Consider the following 19,840-nt stretch of genomic DNA (forward strand, 5'->3'; position numbering starts at 1 on the left):
TCCACGCCATGCGTGGATGCTCTTGTAGAGTCGAGCCATGCTCGACGCATCGCACACCACGCGAACTGCAGCCGAGCATGGCTCGGCTCTACAAAAGCAGCGGTAGCTGCCGGGCCATGCCCGGCGTCAGAGCGTCGGCAATCCCGGCGGGTTGGTCTGCGACTGCGGCACGGCCTCCTCGGCCACATTCCATCGCTTCAGCGCCTGCGCATAGGTGCCACTGCCGATCTGGGTGTTCAGCGCCTGCGTCACCGCATCAGCCAGGCCGCTGCCCTTGCGCGTGGTCACCGAGATCGCCGCGGCGTTCGGCCAGCCCCCCGGGAACAGGCCCACACGCCGCACCTTGCCATCGCGCGCCGAATAGGCGCCGGTGGCGTTGGGCTCGAACGAGACATCGGCGCGCCCGGTGATCACTGCCAGCCGCCCAACCACGGCGTCATCGAAGTACTGGTACTCCACCGGCTTCAAGCCAGCGGCGATGTTCTGCTGGTCCCACTGGCGCAGGATCTGGTCCTGGTTGGTGCTGGCACCGACCACCACCTTCAGCCCGGCAACGTCGGCCGGCTTTTCGATCTTCTGGATCGGCCCATCAGTGCGCGTGTAAATTCCCAGCAGATCGTAACGGTAGCTGGAGAAATCGAACTTCTTCTTGCGCTCTTCGGTCACCGTCACGTTCGACAGCACCGCATCGTACTTGCCTGATTCCAACCCCAACGGCCAGTCGGCCCACGCCACCGGCACGATCACCAGCTTCAGGCCCAGCCCATCGGCAATCAGCCGCGCGATGTCCGGCTCGATGCCGACCACGTCCTTGCTGTCGGTACCATAGTCGGCCAGCGGCAGCTGCCCCGGATGGGTGGCCACGGTGAACGTACCAGGCGTGACAAAGCGATAGTCGGCCGGAATCAACGCCTGCGCCTTCGGATCGAGCGTGCCCTTCAGGATGGCGGTGTTCGCACCCGCCAGGCTGGTTGCGGCCACGGTGCCGGCATCCGGTGCCTGACGCACGCGCGAATAGACGATGCCGGCGATGCCGATGACCAGCACGCCCACGATCAACAGGGTGCTGCGTGAGGGGCGACGCGGTGCTGCAGGGCTCATGGTCTTCCTTCCGGGGTTACAGGGTCTTGGCCAGGAAATCGGCGGTGCGTTGCTGGCGCGGGCGCTCGAACAGCGCCTCGGGCGTGCCCTGCTCGATCACCCGCCCCTGGTCCATCATCACCACGTGGTCGGCCACGCGGCGGGCGAAGCTCAGCTCATGGGTGACGATCACCAGCGTGGTGCCGGAGCTGGCCAGCTCTTCGATCACACTCAGCACCTCGGCCACCAGTTCCGGGTCCAGCGCCGACGTGGGTTCGTCGAACAGCAGCACCTTCGGTTGCAGCGCCAGTGCGCGGGCAATCGCGATGCGCTGCTGCTGGCCGCCGGACAGCTGGCGCGGGAAGGCATCGGCCTTGTCGGCCAGGCCGACCCGTTCCAGCAGCGTGCGCGCCTGCTGCTCGGCCTGCGCGCGCGACACACCACGCACTGCGATCGGTGCCTCGATGATGTTCTCCAGCGCAGTCAGGTGCGGGAACAGGTTGAAGCCCTGGAACACCATGCCCACTTCCGCACGACGGCGGCGGATCTCGCGTTCGGGCAGCTCGTACAGGGTGTCGCCATCGCGGCGGTAGCCGATCAGCTGCCCGCCGACGGTCACATAGCCGCTGTCGGCACGTTCCAGGTGGTTGATCAGCCGCAGCAACGTGGACTTGCCAGCGCCGGACGGGCCGATCAGCACCGTCACGCTGCCAGCGCGCAGGTCCAGGTTCACGTCTTCCAGCACCGGCTGGTCGCCGAACACTTTGCCCACACCGTGCAGCGATACCGATGCCCCCTCGCCCGCTTCAACCTGCGCGGCGATGCGCGGGCGATTGACCACGCGCGGTGCAGCCTCACCTGTGGCGCACGTCGGTGACGAGACACGCGATACCGAACGCTCGCGCTGCAGTTGGCCGCGCGCAAAGCGCTGCTCCACGCGCCGCTGCAGCAGCGACAGCACGGTCAGGATCACCAGGTACCAGACCGTGGCCACCATCAGCAACGGCACCACTTCCAGGTTGCGCCGGTAGATCACCTGCACGGTGTAGAACAGCTCCGGCAGCGCCAGCACGTAGACCACCGAGGTGCTCTTGGCCAGGCCGATCACATCGTTGAACGCGGCCGGCAGGATCGAACGCATCGCCTGCGGCAGGATGATGCGGCGCACCTGGCGACCACGCGGCAGGCCGAGCGCGGCCGCAGCCTCGTACTGGCCATGGTCGACCGACAGAATGCCGCCACGGATCACCTCGGCCGAGAACGCGGCCTGGTTCAAGGTGAGACCCAGCACTGCGGCGGTGAACACACCGATCAGCTGCGTGGTCGGGTACGAGAACAGGCTGATACCGGTGAAGGGAACCCCCAGTTCGATGGTGCTGTACAGGTAGCCCAGGTTGTTCAGCAGCAGCAACAGGACCAGCAGCGGGATCGAACGGAACAGCCACACATAGCCCCACGACACCGCCGACAGCAGTGGCGAGCCGGACACGCGGGCCAACGCCAGCAAGGTACCCAGCGCGAATCCCAGTCCGGTACCCAGTGCGGTCAGCAGCAGTGTGCGACCCAGGCCTTCCAGCACCGGGCGTGCGAAGAACCATTCGGCGAAGGTGCCCCAACCCCAGCGCGGATTGCCCAACACTGATTGCAGCCCGATCAGGATCAGCGCCAACGCGAGGAGGGTTCCGACCACCTGCAGCGGATGCCGGGCCGGCACGATCTTCAACGCCGGGGTTGGCGCCGGGCGTGTGGCAATGCCATCCAGCGCGGTCGAAGGCGTGCTCATGCGTGGGCTCCGTGCAGCACGGTCTGTGATGGCACAACGGCGGGTGCCGATACGCCCAGGTGCTTCTCGAACGGCAAGTGGGCGATGGATTCCGGATCGGCCTCCAGATCGAACAGCGCAGTGTAGCCGTGGCTGAGGTACAGGCCGACGGCTTCAGGCTGGCGGAAGCCGGTGGTCAGGAACACCCGTCGGTAACCCTGGCGCGCCGCCTGGTCCTCCAGTTCCTGCAGTACACGCCGCGCGATGCCCTGGCGGCGCAGGCCCGGCAGCGTCCAGATGCGCTTGAACTCGGCGGTGTCCGGATCGCGGTGCGGCATGAAGGCACCGCCGGAGATCGCCACACCATCGCGCAGCAGCAGCACGAACGCACCAACCGGTGCCGCGAACGCCTGTGCCGGATAGCGCTGCAGTTCCTCGCGGGCGCTGCCGCCGATGCGTCGACGCACGTCGGCGTAGCGGCTGTCGTACTCCTGCTCCAGGCCATCGAACAGCGGCCGCGCCAGTGGATCATCCACCGAGGTGTAGAGGAAGCGTTCGTTGCTGCTCATGCCACGTCCTTCACCAGATAGTCCTCGGCCAGCCGCGCCCACAGGCTGGCAGCGGGCGCGATGGCGGCGTCGTTGAACACATAGCGCGGGCTGTGCAGCGGTGCGCTGTCGCCGTTGCCGACGAACACGAAACTGCCCGGCCGCGCCTGCAGCAGGAAGGCGAAATCCTCGCTGGCCGTGCGTGGCGCGAACTCCGGCACCAGCTGCTCGCTTCCGAAGCCCTGTACGGCCACCTCACGGATGTAGGCGGTCTGCTCAGGGTGGTTGATCACGCTCGGGAAGCCACGCGGGAACTCGATCTCCGCGCGCGCGCCGAACGCGGCGGCGGTCTGCTCGGCGATCTCGGTGACCCGGCGCCGCAACGTGTCGCGCACTTCCGGCAGGTAGGCGCGCACGGTCAGCTTCAGCTCGACCACGTCTGGAATCACATTGGCGGCCTGCCCGCCGTGAATCGAACCGACGGTGACCACGCCCATCTGCCGTGGATCCACATTGCGCGAGACAACGCTCTGCAGCGCGGTAACGATGTGCGCTGCTGCAAGGATCGGGTCGACGCTGCCCTGCGGCTCGGCGCCGTGACCACCCTTGCCGATCACCTTCAGCCGCGCCCAGTCCACCGACGCCATCGCCGGACCGTCGACGAAGCCGAAGTGCCCCACCGGCACGCCCGGCCAGTTGTGCAGCCCATAGATCGCATCCACCGGGAAGCGTTCGAACAGGCCGTCGGCAATCATCTTCGAGGCCCCCGAACCGGTTTCCTCGGCCGGCTGGAACACCAGCTGCAGGGTGCCGTCGATGCGGCCGTGATGGGCCAGGTAGTGCGCCGCAGACAGCAGGATGGCGGTATGCCCATCGTGGCCGCAGGCATGCATCAACCCTTCGTTCTGGCTGGCGTACGCCAGCCCGGAGTCCTCGTGGATCGGCAGTGCATCGATGTCGGCACGCAGCCCAAGTCGACGGCTGCCCTGCCCGCGCTGCAGCGTACCGACCACGCCGGTGCCGCCGAGGCCGGTGGTGACCTCATAGCCCCACTGCTGCAGCAGCTCGGCCACGCGTGCGCTGGTGCGGTGTTCCTCGAAGGCCAGCTCCGGGTGCCGATGCAGGTCATGGCGGATCGCGATGGCCGCCTCGGCGCGTGCCGCGATTTCCGGCAGTACGCCCGTCGTTGGGGAACTCCGCCGGGCATGGCCCGGCGCTACCGCGTTTTCTCCGCTCATCGCCTTACCCCGCCTTCCGCGCCGGCTCGGCATCGGTCGCATGGCGGCTGGCCTTGTACGGCAGGCCCAGATGCGCGCGCAGAGTCTGCCCTTCCAGCTCGCGCTGGTGGTAGCCGCGCGCCTGCAGGATCGGCAGTACCTGGGTCACGAAATCGTCCAGGCCTTCGCGCTGTGCCGCGAATCCAAGGATGAAGCCATCGCTGGCGCCGGCATCGAACCAGCGGATCAGCTCATCGGCCACATGCTCCGGCGTGCCGATGAAGTTCGGTCGTGGGCTGACCGCCTCCAGTGCCACCTGGCGCAGGCTCAGGCCCTTCTCGCGCGCGTCCTGCTTGATGCGGTCGGTGGTGGAACGGAACGAATTGCTGCCGATGTCACCCAGCTCCGGGAACGGCGCGTCCGGATCGTACTGGCTGAAATCGTGGTGGTCGAAGAAGCGCCCCAGGTACGCCAGTGCATCCTCCAGCGTGGCCAGCGCAGCAATCGCCTGGTACTTGGCTTCGGCCTCCTCGGCAGTGCGGCCGACGATGGGGCCGATACCCGGGAAGATCTTCACGTCATTGCCGCTGCGGCCGTGGGCGATCGCCGAGTTCTTCACCTTCTGGGTGAACGCGCGGGTCTCCTCCAGCGACGGCGAATGAGTAAACACCGCATCGGCATACTTGCCGGCCAGCGCGATGCCATCGTCGGACGAACCGGCCTGGAAGATCACCGGCTGGCCCTGCGGCGAACGCTGGATGTTGAGCGGCCCTTCCACCTGGAAGAAGCGTCCCTTGTGGTCGAGGCGGCGGAATTTCTCCGGTGCGAAGAACGCGCCGCTGTCGCGCTCGCGCACGAAGGCATCGTCATCCCAGGAATCCCACAGCCCTTGCACTACGTCCAGGTACTCGTCGGCGATCTGGTAACGCAGCGCGTGCTCCGGGTGCGGGCGGCCGTAGTTGCGGCCCGAGCCCTCCAGTGGCGAGGTCACTACGTTCCAACCGGCACGCCCGCCGCTGAGCAGGTCCAGCGAAGCGAACTGCCGGGCCACGGTGAACGGGTCGCTGTAGGAGGTCGACAGCGTGCCGGCCAGGCCGATCGTCTTCGTTGCGGTGGCCAGCGCCGACAGCAGCGAGATCGGCTCGAAGCGATTGAGGAAGTGCGGGATCGACTTCTCGTTGATGTACAGGCCGTCGGCTACGAAGCCGAAGGCGATGCCGTTGTCCTCGGCGGTACGCGCGATGTCGATGTAGAACTGCAGGTTGACGCTGGCATCGGCCGGGTTGGAGGGATGCTTCCAGGCATGCATGTGGCTGCCAGGGCCCTGCAGCATGATGCCGAACGGAATGTGGCGCGGGGTCGTGCTCATGGGAATCGCTCCTGCAGGTCAGGCCACCGCCGCGCGCGGCGCGGGCGACAGCAGTTCAAGGGATGTCAGGCGTGCGTCGAGGTCGGCCACCGGCGTATCGAGAACGAACTCGCCCACACCGAAACGCCGGTGCAGTGCGTCCAGTTCGTCACGCACGTGCTGCGCATCACCGGACAACACGCTTGGGCGCGTTTCCTCGATGCGGAAGTCGGCCACGCCCACCTGCCGCGCATACTCGGCAGCTGCTTCGGGGCTGGGCAGATTCACCGTCTGCCCGGGACCGAGGTGCAGCTTGTAGACCCGCAACGCGCCGATATGACGTGCTGCGGCTTCGGCAGTTGGTGCGGCGAACGCCACCGTGGCCAGCAGTGGCGGCTGCGTAGAAGCGGTGCGGTAGGCATCGAAGGCGGCCTCGATATGCTTCGGGTCACCATCGAAGTGCGCGGCGTAGACGAAGCGCCAGCCGAGCTCGGCCGCCTGCTGCGCGCTCTGCGGGCTGGCCCCGAGCAGGAAGCGCTCCGGTGCCTGCTGCGGAACCGGCCGAGCCTGTGCCTCGGTTTCGGCGCCGGACAGATAACCTTCCAGGTCGCGCAGTTGCTGGTCGAAGTCGGCGAACGCCGGACGCCCGGCTGCCAGCGCCGCGGTCGAGGCCGGCAGGCCACCGGGGGCCTTGCCCACGCCCAGATCGACACGCCCCGGCGCCAGCGCCGACAGCAGGTTGAAGTTCTCCGCCACCTTGTACGGCGCGTAGTGGCGCAGCATCACCCCACCACTGCCGATGCGGATACGCCGGGTCTGCGCCAGCACCCACGCAGCCAGCACTTCCGGTGCAGGGCTGGCCAGCGTTGGTGCAGCGTGGTGTTCGGCAAACCAGTAGCGGTGGTAGCCCAGCTGCTCGGCGCGCTGCGCCAGCTGCAGGCTGTTGCGCAGCGCCTGCTCCGGCGAGGCACCTTCGGCAACCGGGCTCTTGTCCAGCACGCTGATCTGATAGCTCATGGTCACGTCCTCGCTCAGGGGTGGGCCACGGGAATGCCGAGCAAGCCGTTCAACGCGGCCAGGATCGGCTCTGCACCGGAGATGTACTGGCGGTCCTGGTGCGCGCCACTGGCCAGTTCGCTGCGCACGCCCTGCGGCAACACCAGCTTGGGTAGTGACTGGTCCTGCTCACCGATCTCGGCGATCACCTCGCGGCGCGGCCGCGCGAAGCCGATGCGGCGCACGTCCAGCTGCGCGTCCAGGCCATCGATGCTCGACAGCGCGCCCTCCAGCAACAGGCTGTGCCGGCAGAAGAAGCGCTGGCCGGGAATCTGTCCGTCCTCGAACTCACGGTCGAGCAGGAACAGGATGGGTTTGCTTGCTGCGTCGAAAGTCACAGGGGTCGTCCTCATCGGGGCCGGCAATGCGATGCCGCTTCGATATCGATGCTAGAGATGCCAGCAGCCGCAGCAGCGACGGCTGGCGACAATCGGCGGTCAGATCCGGCCACGCAGATGCGGCGTAGCCATAAGCAAAGCGCCGCCGGTTATGGCATCAGGCAATACGTCGCAGCGGCGCCGCTACCGTCAGCGCCTGCGCCTGCGTGGCCAAGTGCCCGGCCGCACGCTCGGTCGCCAGTTCGATGCGCGCCTGCAGGGCCGCGCTGCTGATGTGCTCGCCTTCGAAGTCGGCGGACGTGGCATACACCCCGATCGGCAGCGTGTGCGCCTGCAGGAAACTGAACAACGGCCGCAACTGATGGTCGATCACCAGCGCATGGCGCTCGCTGCCGCCGGTCGCTGCCAGCAGTACCGGCACATCCACCAGCGCCTCCAGCCCGATGAAGTCGACCAGGTGCTTGAACAACCCGGGATACGAGCCGCGATACACCGGCGCGGCCACCACCAGCAGCTCCGCCGCCTCGATGGTCTGCAGTGCCTGTTCCACCGCCGGCTCCGCCTCGCCACGCGACAGCGACTGACCCAGCGAACGCGCGATCGGCGCCAGCTCCACCAGCTCCACGCTGGCGTGCACCCGCTGCTGCAGCGAGTCCAGCAGATGCCGGACCAGCAACAACGTGCGCGACGTCGCCGAGCTGGTCGGTGACCCCACCAATGCAACCACCCTCAATGCAGAAGACATGAACTGCTCCCGTATGGAGCCGAGCCATGCTCGGCTGCCCTTCGCTTTTGTAGAGTCGAGCCATGCTCGACTGCTTCCCACCTCAGAACCGGTAACTGACCCGGCCAAACCAATACGCACCCACATTGCTCAGCACATCGCCGCTGTCCCACGTGGTCTCGATGCTCGCCACATCGGTGGCACTGCGCGCGTACTCCGGCACCTTGCGGGTGCGCTTGTCGAACACGTTGTTGATGCCCAGCGCCGCACTCCAGCCCGCGCCCAGCTCCACGCCACCGGACAGGTTGGTCACCAGCACCGGCGGCTGCCTGTACTCCACGCCGTTGTTCAGGCGCTTGATGGGGCCGTAGTAGGTGAAGTCCACGTTCGAGCGCCAGCGCCCGTTCTGCCAGCCCAGCCCCGCCACCTGCGTGTAGCTGGGCGTGCGGAAGCGCAGCGCGTACTCGCTGCTCTTGGTCAGCAGGTTGATGTTCGGCAGCCCCTGCAGCGCCGCCGGAATGTCACTGACCTTCTGGATGGTGGTGCGGCCGACGTTGGCCGCGTAGCTCCAGCGCAGCTTGCCCCACTCGGTTTCCTGGTTCGCCTCCAGGGTCAACTCCACACCGCGTGTACGGGTATTGCCCACGTTGGTGAAGTAGCTGGCGTAGAACGCATCACCCGGCAGGATGCTGATGCCGGCCGAACCCAGCAGCGCATCGATGGTGTTCTTCTGCGCCGCACTCAGCACCGTGCCGCTGTTGTCGGTGACGCGCGCCGGATCCTGCGCGTTGTAGCCGATCTGGCTGGACTGGCCGAGCTGGCCGCGGATGTCGATCTGATAGGCATCCACCGCCAGATGGAACGCCGGGCTCGGGTCCCAGGTCACGCCCAGGCTGTAGTTGGTGGCCTTTTCCGGCTTCAGCGGTGTGGCACCCAACGCAATCGCCGCGGGCGAAGACACCTGCGCCACCAGCGTGGTCCCGCACGGGCAACTGCCGGTGGCCTGGTAGAACTGCGCACCCAGACTGGGCGCGTGGAAGCCATTGCTGACCGTGGCACGCACACCCAGCGCGTCGGTGAAGTCGAAGCGCGTGGTCAGGCGGCCGGTGGAGACACTGCCGAAGTCGGAGTGATCTTCCCAACGCGCGGCTGCATCCAGATACCAGCGCGAGGTGATGTTGGTGGCCGCACCCACGTACACCGCCTTGCTGTTGCGGGTAGCCTTCACCGCATCGGCGGTGGAATAGCCGACGAAGGCTGCAGCGCCGAAGCCGGTGTAAGACTCCCACTGCCCCGCGCCACGCTCATACTGTTCATGCTGGTATTCGGCGCCTGCGCTCACTTCCAGCGGCGAAGCGAATGCCGCCACCTCGAAGCCACGGCGCAGGTCCAGATTGGCGATGCCCTGCTGGTAGTCCAGCTTGCCGTCATAGAAATCAGTGGGCGAACCGGGATACGGCAGCGAGTAGTTCACCGAGTTGCGCGTATAGGTGCGCACGGTGCTGCGGTTGCCGGTCAGGCTGGCGTCATAGTCCCAACCCGCGATCTGGCCTTTTACCCCGGCCGTACCGGTGTACTGCTTTTCCTTGGTTTCCAGCACCGGCAGGAAGCCGTCAGGAAACACGCTCAGCACGCCGGGAGCCCTGTAAGTGGTGAAGATGGTCGCCGGCAGACGGAAATTCTGGATCGCCTGTGCAGTGCGATCGCTGGCCGTAGCATTGGCGTAGAACTGCGCGCTCTCGCCCAGGCCATGGCCCACGTTCACCGCGAAGGCCTTCAGCGCATAGGACGGCGAGCTGAGGATGGTGTTGGCCTCGGCATCGCGGTTGGCCTCGGCCGGGTTCGGCGCAGCACCCGCTGGCAAACGATTGTTCGGCCGCAGCGCCACCAGATTGCCGCTGCCATCCACTGCCGGATAGCTCAGGTAGCCGTCGATGTAGCGACGGGTACGGATCGCATGATGCTGGCGGGTGGTCTCGCCAGACAGGTTGACGAAGCCATCCTGGCCCCACGGCAGGCCGACGTTGGCGCGCACGCTGGTTCGCGAACCATCACCATCGGTGCTCTGCCCGCTCTCCACCGACACATCACCACCGTGCGCCTGCGACTTCAGGATCACGTTGACCACGCCGGTGATCGCGTCCGAGCCGTAGATGGCGGAGGCACCATCACGCAGCACTTCCACATGGTCGATGGCCGAGACCGGAATCAACGCCAGGTCCGCCCACGCATGGCCGGGGAAGCCGCCCCCATTGGCACCGCTCACATAGGCGCTGGCGTTGCGGCGCTTGCCGTTGACCAGCACCAGCGTGTAACCCGGCGACAGATTGCGTAGCTGATAGCCGCGGATCAGGCTCTCCTGATCGCTCTGGTAACCGCCGATCTGGCTCAGCGACGGCAGGCTGCGCTGCAGGGCTTCCAGCAGATTGCCCTGACCGGTGGCGGCGAGGTCTTCAGCGGAAATCACATCGATGGGCGTGGAGCTGTTCTTCACCGTGCGCGTGCTGGTGCGAGAGCCGGTGACCACCACCGCATCCAGCGTGGAGGCTGCCACATTGGCGGTGGCTGCAGTAGTGGCAGGGTCTGCATCGGCTTCCGCCGCATGGCTGGGCGATGCAGCGAGGGCAGCGGCGATCAGGACGGCAAGAGTGCTCAAGGCTGGGGCGTGGGCGGCAGGCATGGGGGCTCGTGGGGGTGGGCCGGAAACACGCTTCCATTCAAGGGCCTGTTCACCCACCGCGACAGGCGGGATCGCGTCACCCAGCCGTAACATCCGGCCACCCACATGACCGCTGGTAATGACGTTAGGCAGCAGCGCCGGTGCGCTGCTCTCTGTAGAGCCAAGCCCATGCTTGGCTCAATGCCGGACGAAGCCCATTCCATTGAGTCGCGAAGAGCAGCCGAGCATGGCTCGGCTCTACATACCCCGCAGGCATCACCTCATGCCCGCGCACCACTCTGCGCCGCGCACCACCACCCGTAGCATCAGGCCATGCACAGCCCTTCCGCCGATCCCGCCGCACCACTCGTCGCCATCGTCGCTTGCCACGGCCAGGGGCTGTTCGAGTTCGGCTGTGCGGTCGGCCTGTTCGCACCGATACGGCCTGAACTGGGCGTGGCCTGGTACCGCACCCAGCTGTGCGCGGGCGAACCCGGCGCGCTGCGCATGCTCGGCAGCACCCAGGTGCAGCTGCCCTACGATCTCAGCAGCGTCGATGACGCCGACATCATCGTCATCCCCGGCTGGCGCGAGCCCAGCGAGCGTCCGCCGCAGGCACTGCTCGATGCACTGATCCGCGCCCATGCACGCGGCGCACGCATCGCGTCGATCTGCTCCGGTGCGTTCGTGCTGGCCTGGGCCGGGCTGCTCGATGGCCGCGAGGCCACCACCCACTGGCGCCTCACCGAAGCGCTGGCACGCGACTTCCCACGCATCGACGTGCGCGAGGATGTGCTGTACGTGGACACCGGCAGCATCATCACCTCGGCCGGCTCGGCCACCGGCATGGACATGATGCTGCACATGGTGCGCAAGGATTACGGCGCGCGCGTGGCTAATCTGGTGGCCGAGCGATTAGTGTTGGCACCTTGGCGTGATGCCGGGCGCAGCCAGCGCGTCAGCCGGGCCATCCCCAACGGCGAGCCCACGCGGTTGGCGAAGCTGATGGAGTGGATGCGCCGTAACCTGCGCGAGCCGCACTCGCTAGGCAGCCTCGCCGAGCAGGCCGCACTCAGCCAGCGCACCCTGCAACGGCAGTTCCTGGAAGCCACCGGCCTGTCGCCCATCGATTGGCTGATCCGCGAGCGCGTGGCCTTCGCGCGTGAGCTGCTGGAAACCACCGACCGGCCACTGCAATGGATTGCCGAGCAGGCCGGCTTTGGTTCGCAGGAGTCGTTCCGTCGGCACTTCCGTGGTCAGGTCGATGCCAGCCCCACCGAGTACCGCAGCCAGCATCGCAACGGCATCAGTGCGGACCGTCTGGTCGGCTGCTGAGCCCCGGGTAATGCCGGCCTCTGGCCGGCAGGCAAGGCCCCCCGCCCTCTTCGTCAACGACTTTCCACGCCATCACCACCACTGCACTATAGGGGCATGCCCCGCACTGCCGACGGACCGGTGATGACCGAAAGCCCCTACAGGACCTACCGCGTCGGAATCGGCGTATCGCTGCTGTTGGCGGCACTGATCGCCACGCTCTCGTTGATTGCCGTGTCCAGCCCCAACCTGGGTTGGGGCGTCGTGGCGCTGGCCACCATCGCGATATGGGCCGGCGTCCCGCTGCTGCTGGTCCTGCTGCTGGCCTGGCTGCGCTACATGGTGCGTCAGCGCGGGCAGGTGCCGGGCCGCATACACGTGCTGTTGTTCGTGCCAACCGCCGCCGCCATGCTCATCATTCCACTGTGGCACGTCCTGCAAGGCAGTGTGGACAGCCTGGCCGGCGGCTCACGCGCATCCATCGCCGAGCTGCACGTCAACCTCAGCGGGCAACCCCTTTGGCTGGGCACCTCGCCGTATGCATCCACCGGTTCTGGCGCTGGCCCGGACCTGCCCATGCAGGGCGAAACGCCCCAGCGCTTCCTGGCCTTCCACCGCTACCCCAACCCGCAGTCCGATGCAGACAGGGCCTTCCCGTATGAACAAGCGCGCCTGAAGCCCTCCGTCGACCACTACCGTTACGCCACACCGTCTGGAGATCGCGCCGTCACCGATGTGCCGCTGGTCCGTCGGACCTACCCTGACCTTGCGCCATTCAACGCGGCCTGGCGACGCGCGGGTACACCCGAGCTCGTGCATATCTACTACCACTACAGCGATCACGTAGAGGTCGCGCCCGCGCTCGCACGCTTCAGTGGCTTCACCACCGATGATCTGGAGCGCAGCCGCTTCGAAGGCCTGACGCTGTTCAAGATCCACAACTACGGCAGTGCGCCCATCCTGCGGATGGAAATCAATGGCCTCACACTGGACATCGGCGACGGGGCCATCGCGAACATCCCGGAAGCGCCCCGGGATTGCACAGCCTACGGCTACCCGGTCAGCCCCGCGCTGTTGCCGCTCAACCTGCCCCTGCAGGTGCGCTGGCAGACTGCAGACGCGCCGACGCGGTGGCACAGCGCGCGCGTGCAGGTGCCCGCGTTCCGGCAGCCGCAGCCACTGCAGGGGCAATCCACATTGCAGCGCGTCCTGCTGTACATGCTGCCCGATGACGCGCTGGCCGCCGAACGCTACGCCGAGGTCTTTGACGGCGATTCGCGGCGCGGCATCAAGGCCACTGGCCTGCCAGCCAGCGCTGCCACCTACGCGGTGTGTGGCAGCGCCAGGGCGACCTATGGCGAAGGAGCGGGAACCGTGCTGGCCGACTGATCCGCGGCCTTGCCGGCGCGCTCCCCTCCACACTGACGCGCGCTCAGTCCTCCTGCACCAGCTTGAACTCGCGCAGCAGACCACCGATCTGGGTCTTGTCCAGCTTGTTCATCAGCAGGTTGCGCAGGAACGCAGGCCCGGGAATATCCAGTTCCTTGCCATCGCGCAGGCGACCGGTCGCCGCCAGCAACGAGCGCACGTCATAGGTGGAATTGAACACCTCGGGCACACCGCGTTCGATCCCCAGCAGGGTGTACACCGCTTCCATCGGTGTGCGCACCGAATACTCAGTGGTGAAGATGCAGTCGCGCTGCTTCGATTCGGCAAACTGTCCGATGAAGGCGAAGTTCACCGCACCCTCCGGCACCACGTCCGGGCGATCACCGGCCTGGCGCGGCATGAAGAACGCGGTGATGTACGGCATCATCACCGGCACCGTCTTCGCGCCGGTCGCGGCCAATTCGTCGATCTCCTCCACCGGCACGCCCAGGTGGTACAGCCACTCGCGGGTGATCTCTTCGCCGGTGCAGTCCTGCATCGGCTTCTTCACGTAGTCTCCAGGCGTATCCACGAACAGCGAATACACCCAGACCACGATCTGATCCTTGGGCTGGTTCTTGAAATGCGGCTGGCGGTTCACCGTCCAGCTCATCAACCAGCGCGAGTCACGCACACTGACGATGCCGCCGGTCACCACCTTGCCACTGAACGGGTCGCGCTTGGCGATCTTCTGGATGTAGGCAGGAATGCGTGCATCCAGCGTGGTCACCGTCGCCGACTCCCACTTGGTCTGCGGGATGTGCGCGCCGAACACGTCCGGACGCCCGAACGCAGGATCCCTGGCGGCAATGCGTCGCCACAGGTCCCAGGCAGGCGCCGGCCCCTCATTCAATCGCGCAGCCGTGTGGTGGTCGCCGTTGTCCGAGTTCTCGGTCAACGAACCGATCGTCATGAAAACAAGGTCATCTGCGCTCAGATCCACGCCACCCGCCACGCCCTCGCGCGTCCAGTGGATGCGCGTGGCCTGCTTGCGGCCGGCCGCCAGATCGAAGTCGACGTCGGTCACCTCGGTGCCGTACTGGAACACCACGCCGTGGTCCTGCAGCCACTTCACCAGCGGCAGCACCAGCGATTCGTACTGGTTGTACTTGGTGAACTTCAGCGCCGAGAGATCCGGCAGGCCGCCGATGTGGTGGATGAAGCGGTGCAGGTACAGCTTCATCTCCAGCGCCGAATGCCATTCCTCGAAGGCGAACATGGTGCGCCAGTACAGCCAGAAGTTGCTGTCCAGGAAATCGCGGCCCAGCACCTCGTCGATGCGCTTGTTCTCCATCTCCTGCCGGGTGGCCAGGAACAGCGCGATGATGTCCTTCTGCGCCTGCTCGCTCAGCGTGAACAGGCCGTCGGTGTGCGCATCTTCGCCGCGATTGATCGTGGCACGCTGCAGCGAATAGTTCGGATCATCCTTGTTCAACCAGTAGAACTCGTCCAGCACACTGGCATCTTCAATCTCCAGCGACGGAATCGAGCGGAACAGATCCCACAGGCACTCGAAGTGGTCTTCCATCTCGCGGCCGCCGCGGATCACGAAGCCCTTCTCCGGCACCTTCAGGCCATCCAGCGCGCCGCCGGCAATCTGCTGCTGCTCGAGAATGGTGATGCGCTCACCGGCCATGCGGCCATCGCGCACCAGGAACGCGGCGCCGGCCAGCGAGGCCAGGCCCGAACCGACGAACCATGCGCGCTTGCCGTCGACACCGGCGGGCTTGCGCGGGCGCGCGAAGGCTTCGTAGTTGCCACTGCTGTAGTACATGCGTTGCTCCTTCCTGGAGGGGGTCATCAGGAACCCACAGTGGAATGACACAGCCATTCCATGCAGGTCATGCCCCTACTCTAGCGCCGAACCGATGTACCGTTTCCTGCACACACGCTGCGACCGAATGACGCAGCCGCGTCAGAGCTGCCGGCCCAGCAGCATGCCCGGCCAACCGTCCACGTTGAACGGTGCGATGCGTGTGTAGCCACAGGACTCATAGAAGCGCACCAGATCCCCATTGCCACCGCCGTAGCAGTCCACGCGCAGATGGTCGAGTCCGGCAGCGCGCGCCTGCTCATCGGCAAACGCCATCAAGCGACGGCCGATGCCACGCACGCGGGCATCGCGCGAAGCCACCAGCACCCGCACATACAGTTCCGGGCCGGTGGGCGCAGGCACATAGGGCATCGACTCGCCCAGCGCCAGGAACGCGCGCACGTCACCCTGCTCGTTCTGCGCCACCCATGCACCCGGCAGCGCGCACGCATCGGTCACCTGGGTGATCCGGCGCGGCATCGTGGACCATGGCTCACTGCCCCATTGCTGCAGGTTGCCGATCGACACGAACCATTCGATGACTTCGTCGAAGAGCATCAGCACCGCAGGGGCATCGTCTACGTTGGCGCGGCGGATGTTCAAGATTTCCTTTCCTGCTTCAGTCATGTGCGCATTCCTTTCAACGCTTCAATCAATTGCGACGAGGATGCCGGCCAGCGGCCGGCACTACCAGGGCTGGAAGTCCGTGAGCCGGATTTGACATGCAGGCATTTACCTGCCTATAGTCCACCCAAGGACGGCACCTGTCCGCCCACGCGAGGAACCTGCAATGGTCGATATCGCACACAGGGTCGGCATCAAGGCCCCTGCAAGCCAGGTGTACCAGGCGCTGGCCACCCCCGAAGGCGTGGCCGCCTGGTGGGCCGAAGACACCCATGGTGACCGCGTGGCCGGCGGCTCGGTCAAGGTTCACTTCACGAACAACGGCCAGGAAATCGGCGCCATGGAAATGAAACTTGAGCAGCTTGTTCCAGGCGAGCTCGTGCTTTGGCGGTTCCTCGCCGGCCCTGCTGAATGGATCGGCACCCACGCGCGCTTCGTGCTGAAACAGGAAGGTGACTACTGCATCGTCCTGTTCACCCATGAAGGCTGGAAGGAACGCGTCGAGTTCACCTCGCACTGCAGTACCAAGTGGGCGGTGTTCCTGCTCAGCCTCAAAGCGCTGGTGGAATCCGGCAAGGGCCAGCCCAACCCACACGACATCAGGATCGACAACTGGAACTGAAGACGCCCCGCATGAATGCAGACAAGGTGTTCAAGGCACTGGCCGACCCTACGCGCAGGACGCTGCTGGATCTGCTCTGCGAAGACAACGGGCAGACGCTCGGCCAGCTCTGCGAGCACCTGGACATGGCCCGGCAATCGGTCACCCAGCACCTGGGCCTGCTGGAAGACGCCAACCTGATCAGCACCGTGCGCCGTGGCCGCGAGAAGCTGCACTTCATCAACCCGGTGCCGCTGCACGAGGTGTACGAACGCTGGGTACGCAAGTTCGAGCAGCAGCGCCTGAGCCTGCTGCATGACCTGAAACGAGAACTGGAAGGAGAATGACGATGTCCGCAGAGTCCACCCGCTTCATCCACGTGATCTACATCGCATCCACCCCGCAGAAGGTGTTCGAGGCCATCACCCGCCCCGAGATCGCCAGCCGCTACTGGGACCATGAAAACGTCTCGGACTGGAAACCCGGCTCACGCTGGCAGCACGTGCGCGCCAACGAAACACGCTCGGTCGAACTGGTCGGCGAGGTAGTGGAAAGCACCCCTCCCTCGCGGCTGGTCATCACCTGGGCCGCCGCCTCGCAGGCGGAGAACCCGGACGCCTACAGCCGCGTCACCTTCGACATTGTGCCCTACCAGGACATGGTGCGGCTGACCGTCACCCACGACGAACTGGAACCCGGCAGCAGCATGGATACCGGCATCCGCCAGGGCTGGCCGATCGTGCTGTCGAGCCTGAAGTCGCTGCTGGAAACCGGCAAGGGGCTGGATGTGTTTGCGAAGCCGCAGTAGACGGCTGCGTCGGGACGACGCCGCAGGGCCTTGGCTGCTGCGGCGTCGGCAATGCGGCCGATGCGGGTCCGCTAGCGCGCCGTCCAGCCCCCATCCACCGGCAGCGCCGTGCCAGTGATCTGCGCCGCAGCGTCCGAAGCCAGGAACACCACCATCTCCCCCAGCTGCTCGGGCGTCACGAACTGCAACGAAGGCTGCTTCTCGGTCAGCAGCGCGCGGGCGGCGGTCTCCTGATCTGTGCCCTCGCGCTCGGCCAACGCGGTGATCTGCTGCTCGACCAGCGCCGTTCGCACCCAGCCCGGGCAGATGGCATTGGCGGTGATGCCGGTGCCCGCATTCTCCAGCGCGGTCACCTTGGTGAACCCGACCACGCCATGCTTGGCCGCCACATAGGCCGACTTGTTCACCGAACCCACCAGCCCATGCACCGAGGCGATGTTGATGATGCGGCCGGCACCCTGCTGCTTCATGTGCGGCAAGGCCGCCGCCGTGGCATGGAATACGGCCGAGAGATTCAGCGCGAGGATCGCATCCCACTTCTCGACGGGGAATTCCTCGATCGACGCGGTGTGCTGGATGCCCGCGTTGTTCACCAGGATGTCGATGCGTCCCATCGTCGCAACGGCGCGATCGATCATGCCGCGCACTGCCTCGCCACGGGAAAGATCGGCCCCATCGTGCACCACCCGTACGCCGAACTCGGTTTCCAGTTCGGTACGGATGCGTTCGATCTCCGCCGCATCGCCAAAGCCGTTCAGCACGATATCGGCACCTTGCCGCGCCAACGCGGTGGCGATGCCAAGACCGATACCGCCGGTGGAGCCGGTGACCACCGCAACCTTTCCAGAGAACATGGGCGAGCTTCCATCGGGCGTAGGTGGTCAGTGTAGCTTCACCGGCGCCCCCTTTAAGCGACGCTACCTTGGTCAATCAACGGTTAGAACGCGTTCGGTACCCGCCGAGGGAAGTGTCCAGCGTTCATTCAAAACGGACGGTACACCTCAGAAGGGGCGCAGCCGTGGCTTGCTGGCGATACTGTCCGACTCCCACAAGGGCAATGCATCCATGCTTTGCCCGGCGGATCGAACACGTCCGAAAATAGCTTCTGCGGCCGTTCTACTCCCCCCACCTCCAACCGGGCGGAGCGCCTTTCATCCAGCAGATAAGGACAAGGACCAACACTACGGCCCACGTGTAGAGCTGAAACGCGATGGGCTCGCGAAATGGAGAGAACAGAAACGGACCTGCCAGCAGCAGGCCGAATGCGACTGCGTACACAAGCCAGCCCTGCCACGCGCACGGCATCCCCCAACCCCATCCGTACTTTTTCCTGGTAAACCAGTACTTCCTGCTGATCATTGCAATCTTCCTCGATGGCCGCCGGTCTCACGTACCTGATCCAAGCATGCTTTGAGCTGTTCGTGAAGACGTCGGTCCAGAATCAAGTCAGTATCCCCTCTGGCTGTGACGAGAACAGAGCTACGGTCCGTGCGCAGCACGAAGACGTTGCGACCGCTGTGCATGCGGAACTTGCCAAGCTCAACGCCACCGGTGCTCGTTCCAAGTTGCCGGTGAGGCAGCGTGATCCTTGAAGCATCTATGCCGAGAGGAAGCGCGTAGGCGTGAATCAGGGATACGTCCAGCGTCGATCGGCACATCATCAGGAACTACTCCGCAGAGATTGACCGCATGCCTTAAACGTAAATCGTCTCGACAATTGCCTCAAATGCGTCTTCGTCACAGGTGATAAGGCCCACGCTTCGCATCGCGCGCAGAAACGAGCGGACCTCGTTCTATGTTGCGGGCTTTGCGTGTTCATCGCAGATCATACTTGCACTGCCACGCATGAGAATGCTTCAGTATCAGATAGCGCGCAACAAACGCCCATTTCTCATCGATCACATTGGCCGAACAGGAGCTGCGCGCTGTGATGCCATTGCAGTGACACTGTTCATACCGAACTTCAAACACGCTCTAGAAGATGACGCTTGCCCGCTCAACGGTCGCCAGTGGGTTGGCCTTCCGCACCGCCTCAAGGAACAGCAGGAAATCCCGATTGAACAGCGTCAGTCTGTTGGTGAACGTCACGCACTTTCTGCCCGATGCTTTGCTGAAGCACACCTGCCAGACATAGCGCCCGTAGATCCTGTCAGACGTTCGTGTGACTGAGGTGATCTGCGAAAGAGGAACCGCCGTAGGCACCGGCCCACGCCGCAGGTAAAAGGACGCCGCATCAAAGAAGTAGTGCTCCCGATCCTCTTTGCCATCCACCATCACCAAGGTCATGGATGTACCGGAGATCCGGCGAGGGGGATCCAAACGCAGCCCCGATTTCACGGACGAGCGAGCAGTTGCCGACATTCGCCGAAGGGTGAACCAGAGGATCACCAACGGAAGTGCCGCGAGGACAATGAAGCCTACGGTCTTCAAAACAGTTTCCAGCGTGCTGGGCACACAGATCTCCAGGATGAACTTTCGGGCGATGCCCAAGTAGATCCACGCCACGCGTGGATGGCTCTC

Annotated in this window: 18 protein-coding genes; 5 read left to right on the plus strand and 13 right to left on the minus strand. The window is 65.4% G+C overall.

Annotated features, from left to right (window positions below; all coding sequences use genetic code 11):
* Window positions 1–126 precede the first annotated feature (126 nt).
* The 9 genes from V3B48_RS03550 to V3B48_RS03590 form a co-directional block, all read right to left on the minus strand.
* A complete protein-coding gene (locus V3B48_RS03550) occupies window positions 127–1,101 on the minus strand; it encodes an ABC transporter substrate-binding protein (RefSeq protein ID WP_049399084.1) in 975 nt (324 codons plus the stop codon).
* 16 nt (window positions 1,102–1,117) lie between these two features.
* Window positions 1,118–2,863: an amino acid ABC transporter permease/ATP-binding protein gene (locus V3B48_RS03555; protein ID WP_121503104.1), complete on the minus strand. Its 1,746-nt coding sequence runs from the start codon at window positions 2,861–2,863 to the stop codon at window positions 1,118–1,120.
* Entirely contained in the window at window positions 2,860–3,411 is a 552-nt protein-coding gene (locus tag V3B48_RS03560; RefSeq protein ID WP_049399083.1) for a GNAT family N-acetyltransferase, read from the minus strand. Before V3B48_RS03560 ends, V3B48_RS03555 begins: the two co-directional genes overlap by 4 nt.
* Window positions 3,408–4,628, minus strand: a complete 1,221-nt coding sequence (locus tag V3B48_RS03565; protein WP_329893199.1) for a M20 aminoacylase family protein — start codon at window positions 4,626–4,628, stop codon at window positions 3,408–3,410. The genes V3B48_RS03560 and V3B48_RS03565 overlap by 4 nt, the downstream gene beginning before the upstream one ends.
* A gap of 4 nt (window positions 4,629–4,632) precedes the next feature.
* The gene (locus V3B48_RS03570) at window positions 4,633–5,976 is read right to left on the minus strand and encodes an LLM class flavin-dependent oxidoreductase (RefSeq protein ID WP_329893200.1); all 1,344 of its coding nucleotides are present in this window, start codon (window positions 5,974–5,976) and stop codon (window positions 4,633–4,635) included.
* A gap of 18 nt (window positions 5,977–5,994) precedes the next feature.
* Entirely contained in the window at window positions 5,995–6,972 is a 978-nt protein-coding gene (locus V3B48_RS03575; RefSeq protein WP_329893201.1) for an MsnO8 family LLM class oxidoreductase, read from the minus strand.
* Window positions 6,973–6,986: 14 nt separating this feature from the next.
* Window positions 6,987–7,349 (minus strand): DUF3088 family protein, encoded by a 363-nt coding sequence (locus V3B48_RS03580; protein WP_012510830.1) that lies wholly within the window; start codon window positions 7,347–7,349, stop codon window positions 6,987–6,989.
* 157 nt (window positions 7,350–7,506) lie between these two features.
* Window positions 7,507–8,094, minus strand: a complete 588-nt coding sequence (gene msuE, locus V3B48_RS03585) for an FMN reductase (RefSeq protein WP_329893202.1) — start codon at window positions 8,092–8,094, stop codon at window positions 7,507–7,509.
* Window positions 8,095–8,176: 82 nt separating this feature from the next.
* Window positions 8,177–10,753: a TonB-dependent receptor gene (locus V3B48_RS03590; RefSeq protein WP_329893203.1), complete on the minus strand. Its 2,577-nt coding sequence runs from the start codon at window positions 10,751–10,753 to the stop codon at window positions 8,177–8,179.
* Window positions 10,754–11,065: 312 nt separating this feature from the next.
* On the opposite strand from V3B48_RS03590, the gene ftrA reads away from it, so the two are divergent.
* Both ftrA and V3B48_RS03600 read left to right on the plus strand, forming a co-directional pair.
* A complete protein-coding gene (gene ftrA, locus V3B48_RS03595; RefSeq protein ID WP_329893204.1) occupies window positions 11,066–12,067 on the plus strand; it encodes a transcriptional regulator FtrA in 1,002 nt (333 codons plus the stop codon).
* Between the two features lie 96 nt (window positions 12,068–12,163).
* Entirely contained in the window at window positions 12,164–13,435 is a 1,272-nt protein-coding gene (locus tag V3B48_RS03600) for a hypothetical protein (RefSeq protein WP_329893205.1), read from the plus strand.
* A gap of 43 nt (window positions 13,436–13,478) precedes the next feature.
* Here the strand turns inward: V3B48_RS03600 and V3B48_RS03605 are convergent, their stop codons facing one another.
* Both V3B48_RS03605 and V3B48_RS03610 read right to left on the minus strand, forming a co-directional pair.
* A complete protein-coding gene (locus V3B48_RS03605; protein WP_329893206.1) occupies window positions 13,479–15,248 on the minus strand; it encodes an oleate hydratase in 1,770 nt (589 codons plus the stop codon).
* Window positions 15,249–15,389: 141 nt separating this feature from the next.
* Window positions 15,390–15,914 (minus strand): GNAT family N-acetyltransferase, encoded by a 525-nt coding sequence (locus V3B48_RS03610; RefSeq protein WP_329893207.1) that lies wholly within the window; start codon window positions 15,912–15,914, stop codon window positions 15,390–15,392.
* A 163-nt stretch (window positions 15,915–16,077) separates the two neighbouring features.
* Between V3B48_RS03610 and V3B48_RS03615 the strand changes: the two genes are divergently transcribed.
* Genes V3B48_RS03615 through V3B48_RS03625 form a run of 3 tightly spaced genes read left to right on the plus strand, consistent with a single transcriptional unit; the run spans window position 16,078 to window position 17,320 of the window.
* Window positions 16,078–16,533, plus strand: coding sequence for an SRPBCC domain-containing protein (locus V3B48_RS03615; RefSeq protein WP_329893208.1), 456 nt, complete (start codon window positions 16,078–16,080; stop codon window positions 16,531–16,533).
* 11 nt (window positions 16,534–16,544) lie between these two features.
* Window positions 16,545–16,859, plus strand: coding sequence for a metalloregulator ArsR/SmtB family transcription factor (locus tag V3B48_RS03620; RefSeq protein ID WP_005416268.1), 315 nt, complete (start codon window positions 16,545–16,547; stop codon window positions 16,857–16,859).
* Between the two features lie 2 nt (window positions 16,860–16,861).
* Window positions 16,862–17,320, plus strand: a complete 459-nt coding sequence (locus V3B48_RS03625) for an SRPBCC family protein (RefSeq protein ID WP_329893209.1) — start codon at window positions 16,862–16,864, stop codon at window positions 17,318–17,320.
* A gap of 71 nt (window positions 17,321–17,391) precedes the next feature.
* Here the strand turns inward: V3B48_RS03625 and V3B48_RS03630 are convergent, their stop codons facing one another.
* The gene (locus tag V3B48_RS03630; RefSeq protein WP_180844119.1) at window positions 17,392–18,174 is read right to left on the minus strand and encodes a 3-hydroxybutyrate dehydrogenase; all 783 of its coding nucleotides are present in this window, start codon (window positions 18,172–18,174) and stop codon (window positions 17,392–17,394) included.
* Between the two features lie 1,120 nt (window positions 18,175–19,294).
* On the minus strand, window positions 19,295–19,825 hold the full coding sequence (locus tag V3B48_RS03635) for a hypothetical protein (RefSeq protein WP_285303231.1): 531 nt from the start codon (window positions 19,823–19,825) through the stop codon (window positions 19,295–19,297).
* Between the last annotated feature and the right edge of the window lie 15 nt (window positions 19,826–19,840).

Origin of the sequence: Stenotrophomonas sp. SMYL20, from assembly GCF_036320045.1 — a bacterium.
GTDB lineage: Bacteria > Pseudomonadota > Gammaproteobacteria > Xanthomonadales > Xanthomonadaceae > Stenotrophomonas > Stenotrophomonas maltophilia_A.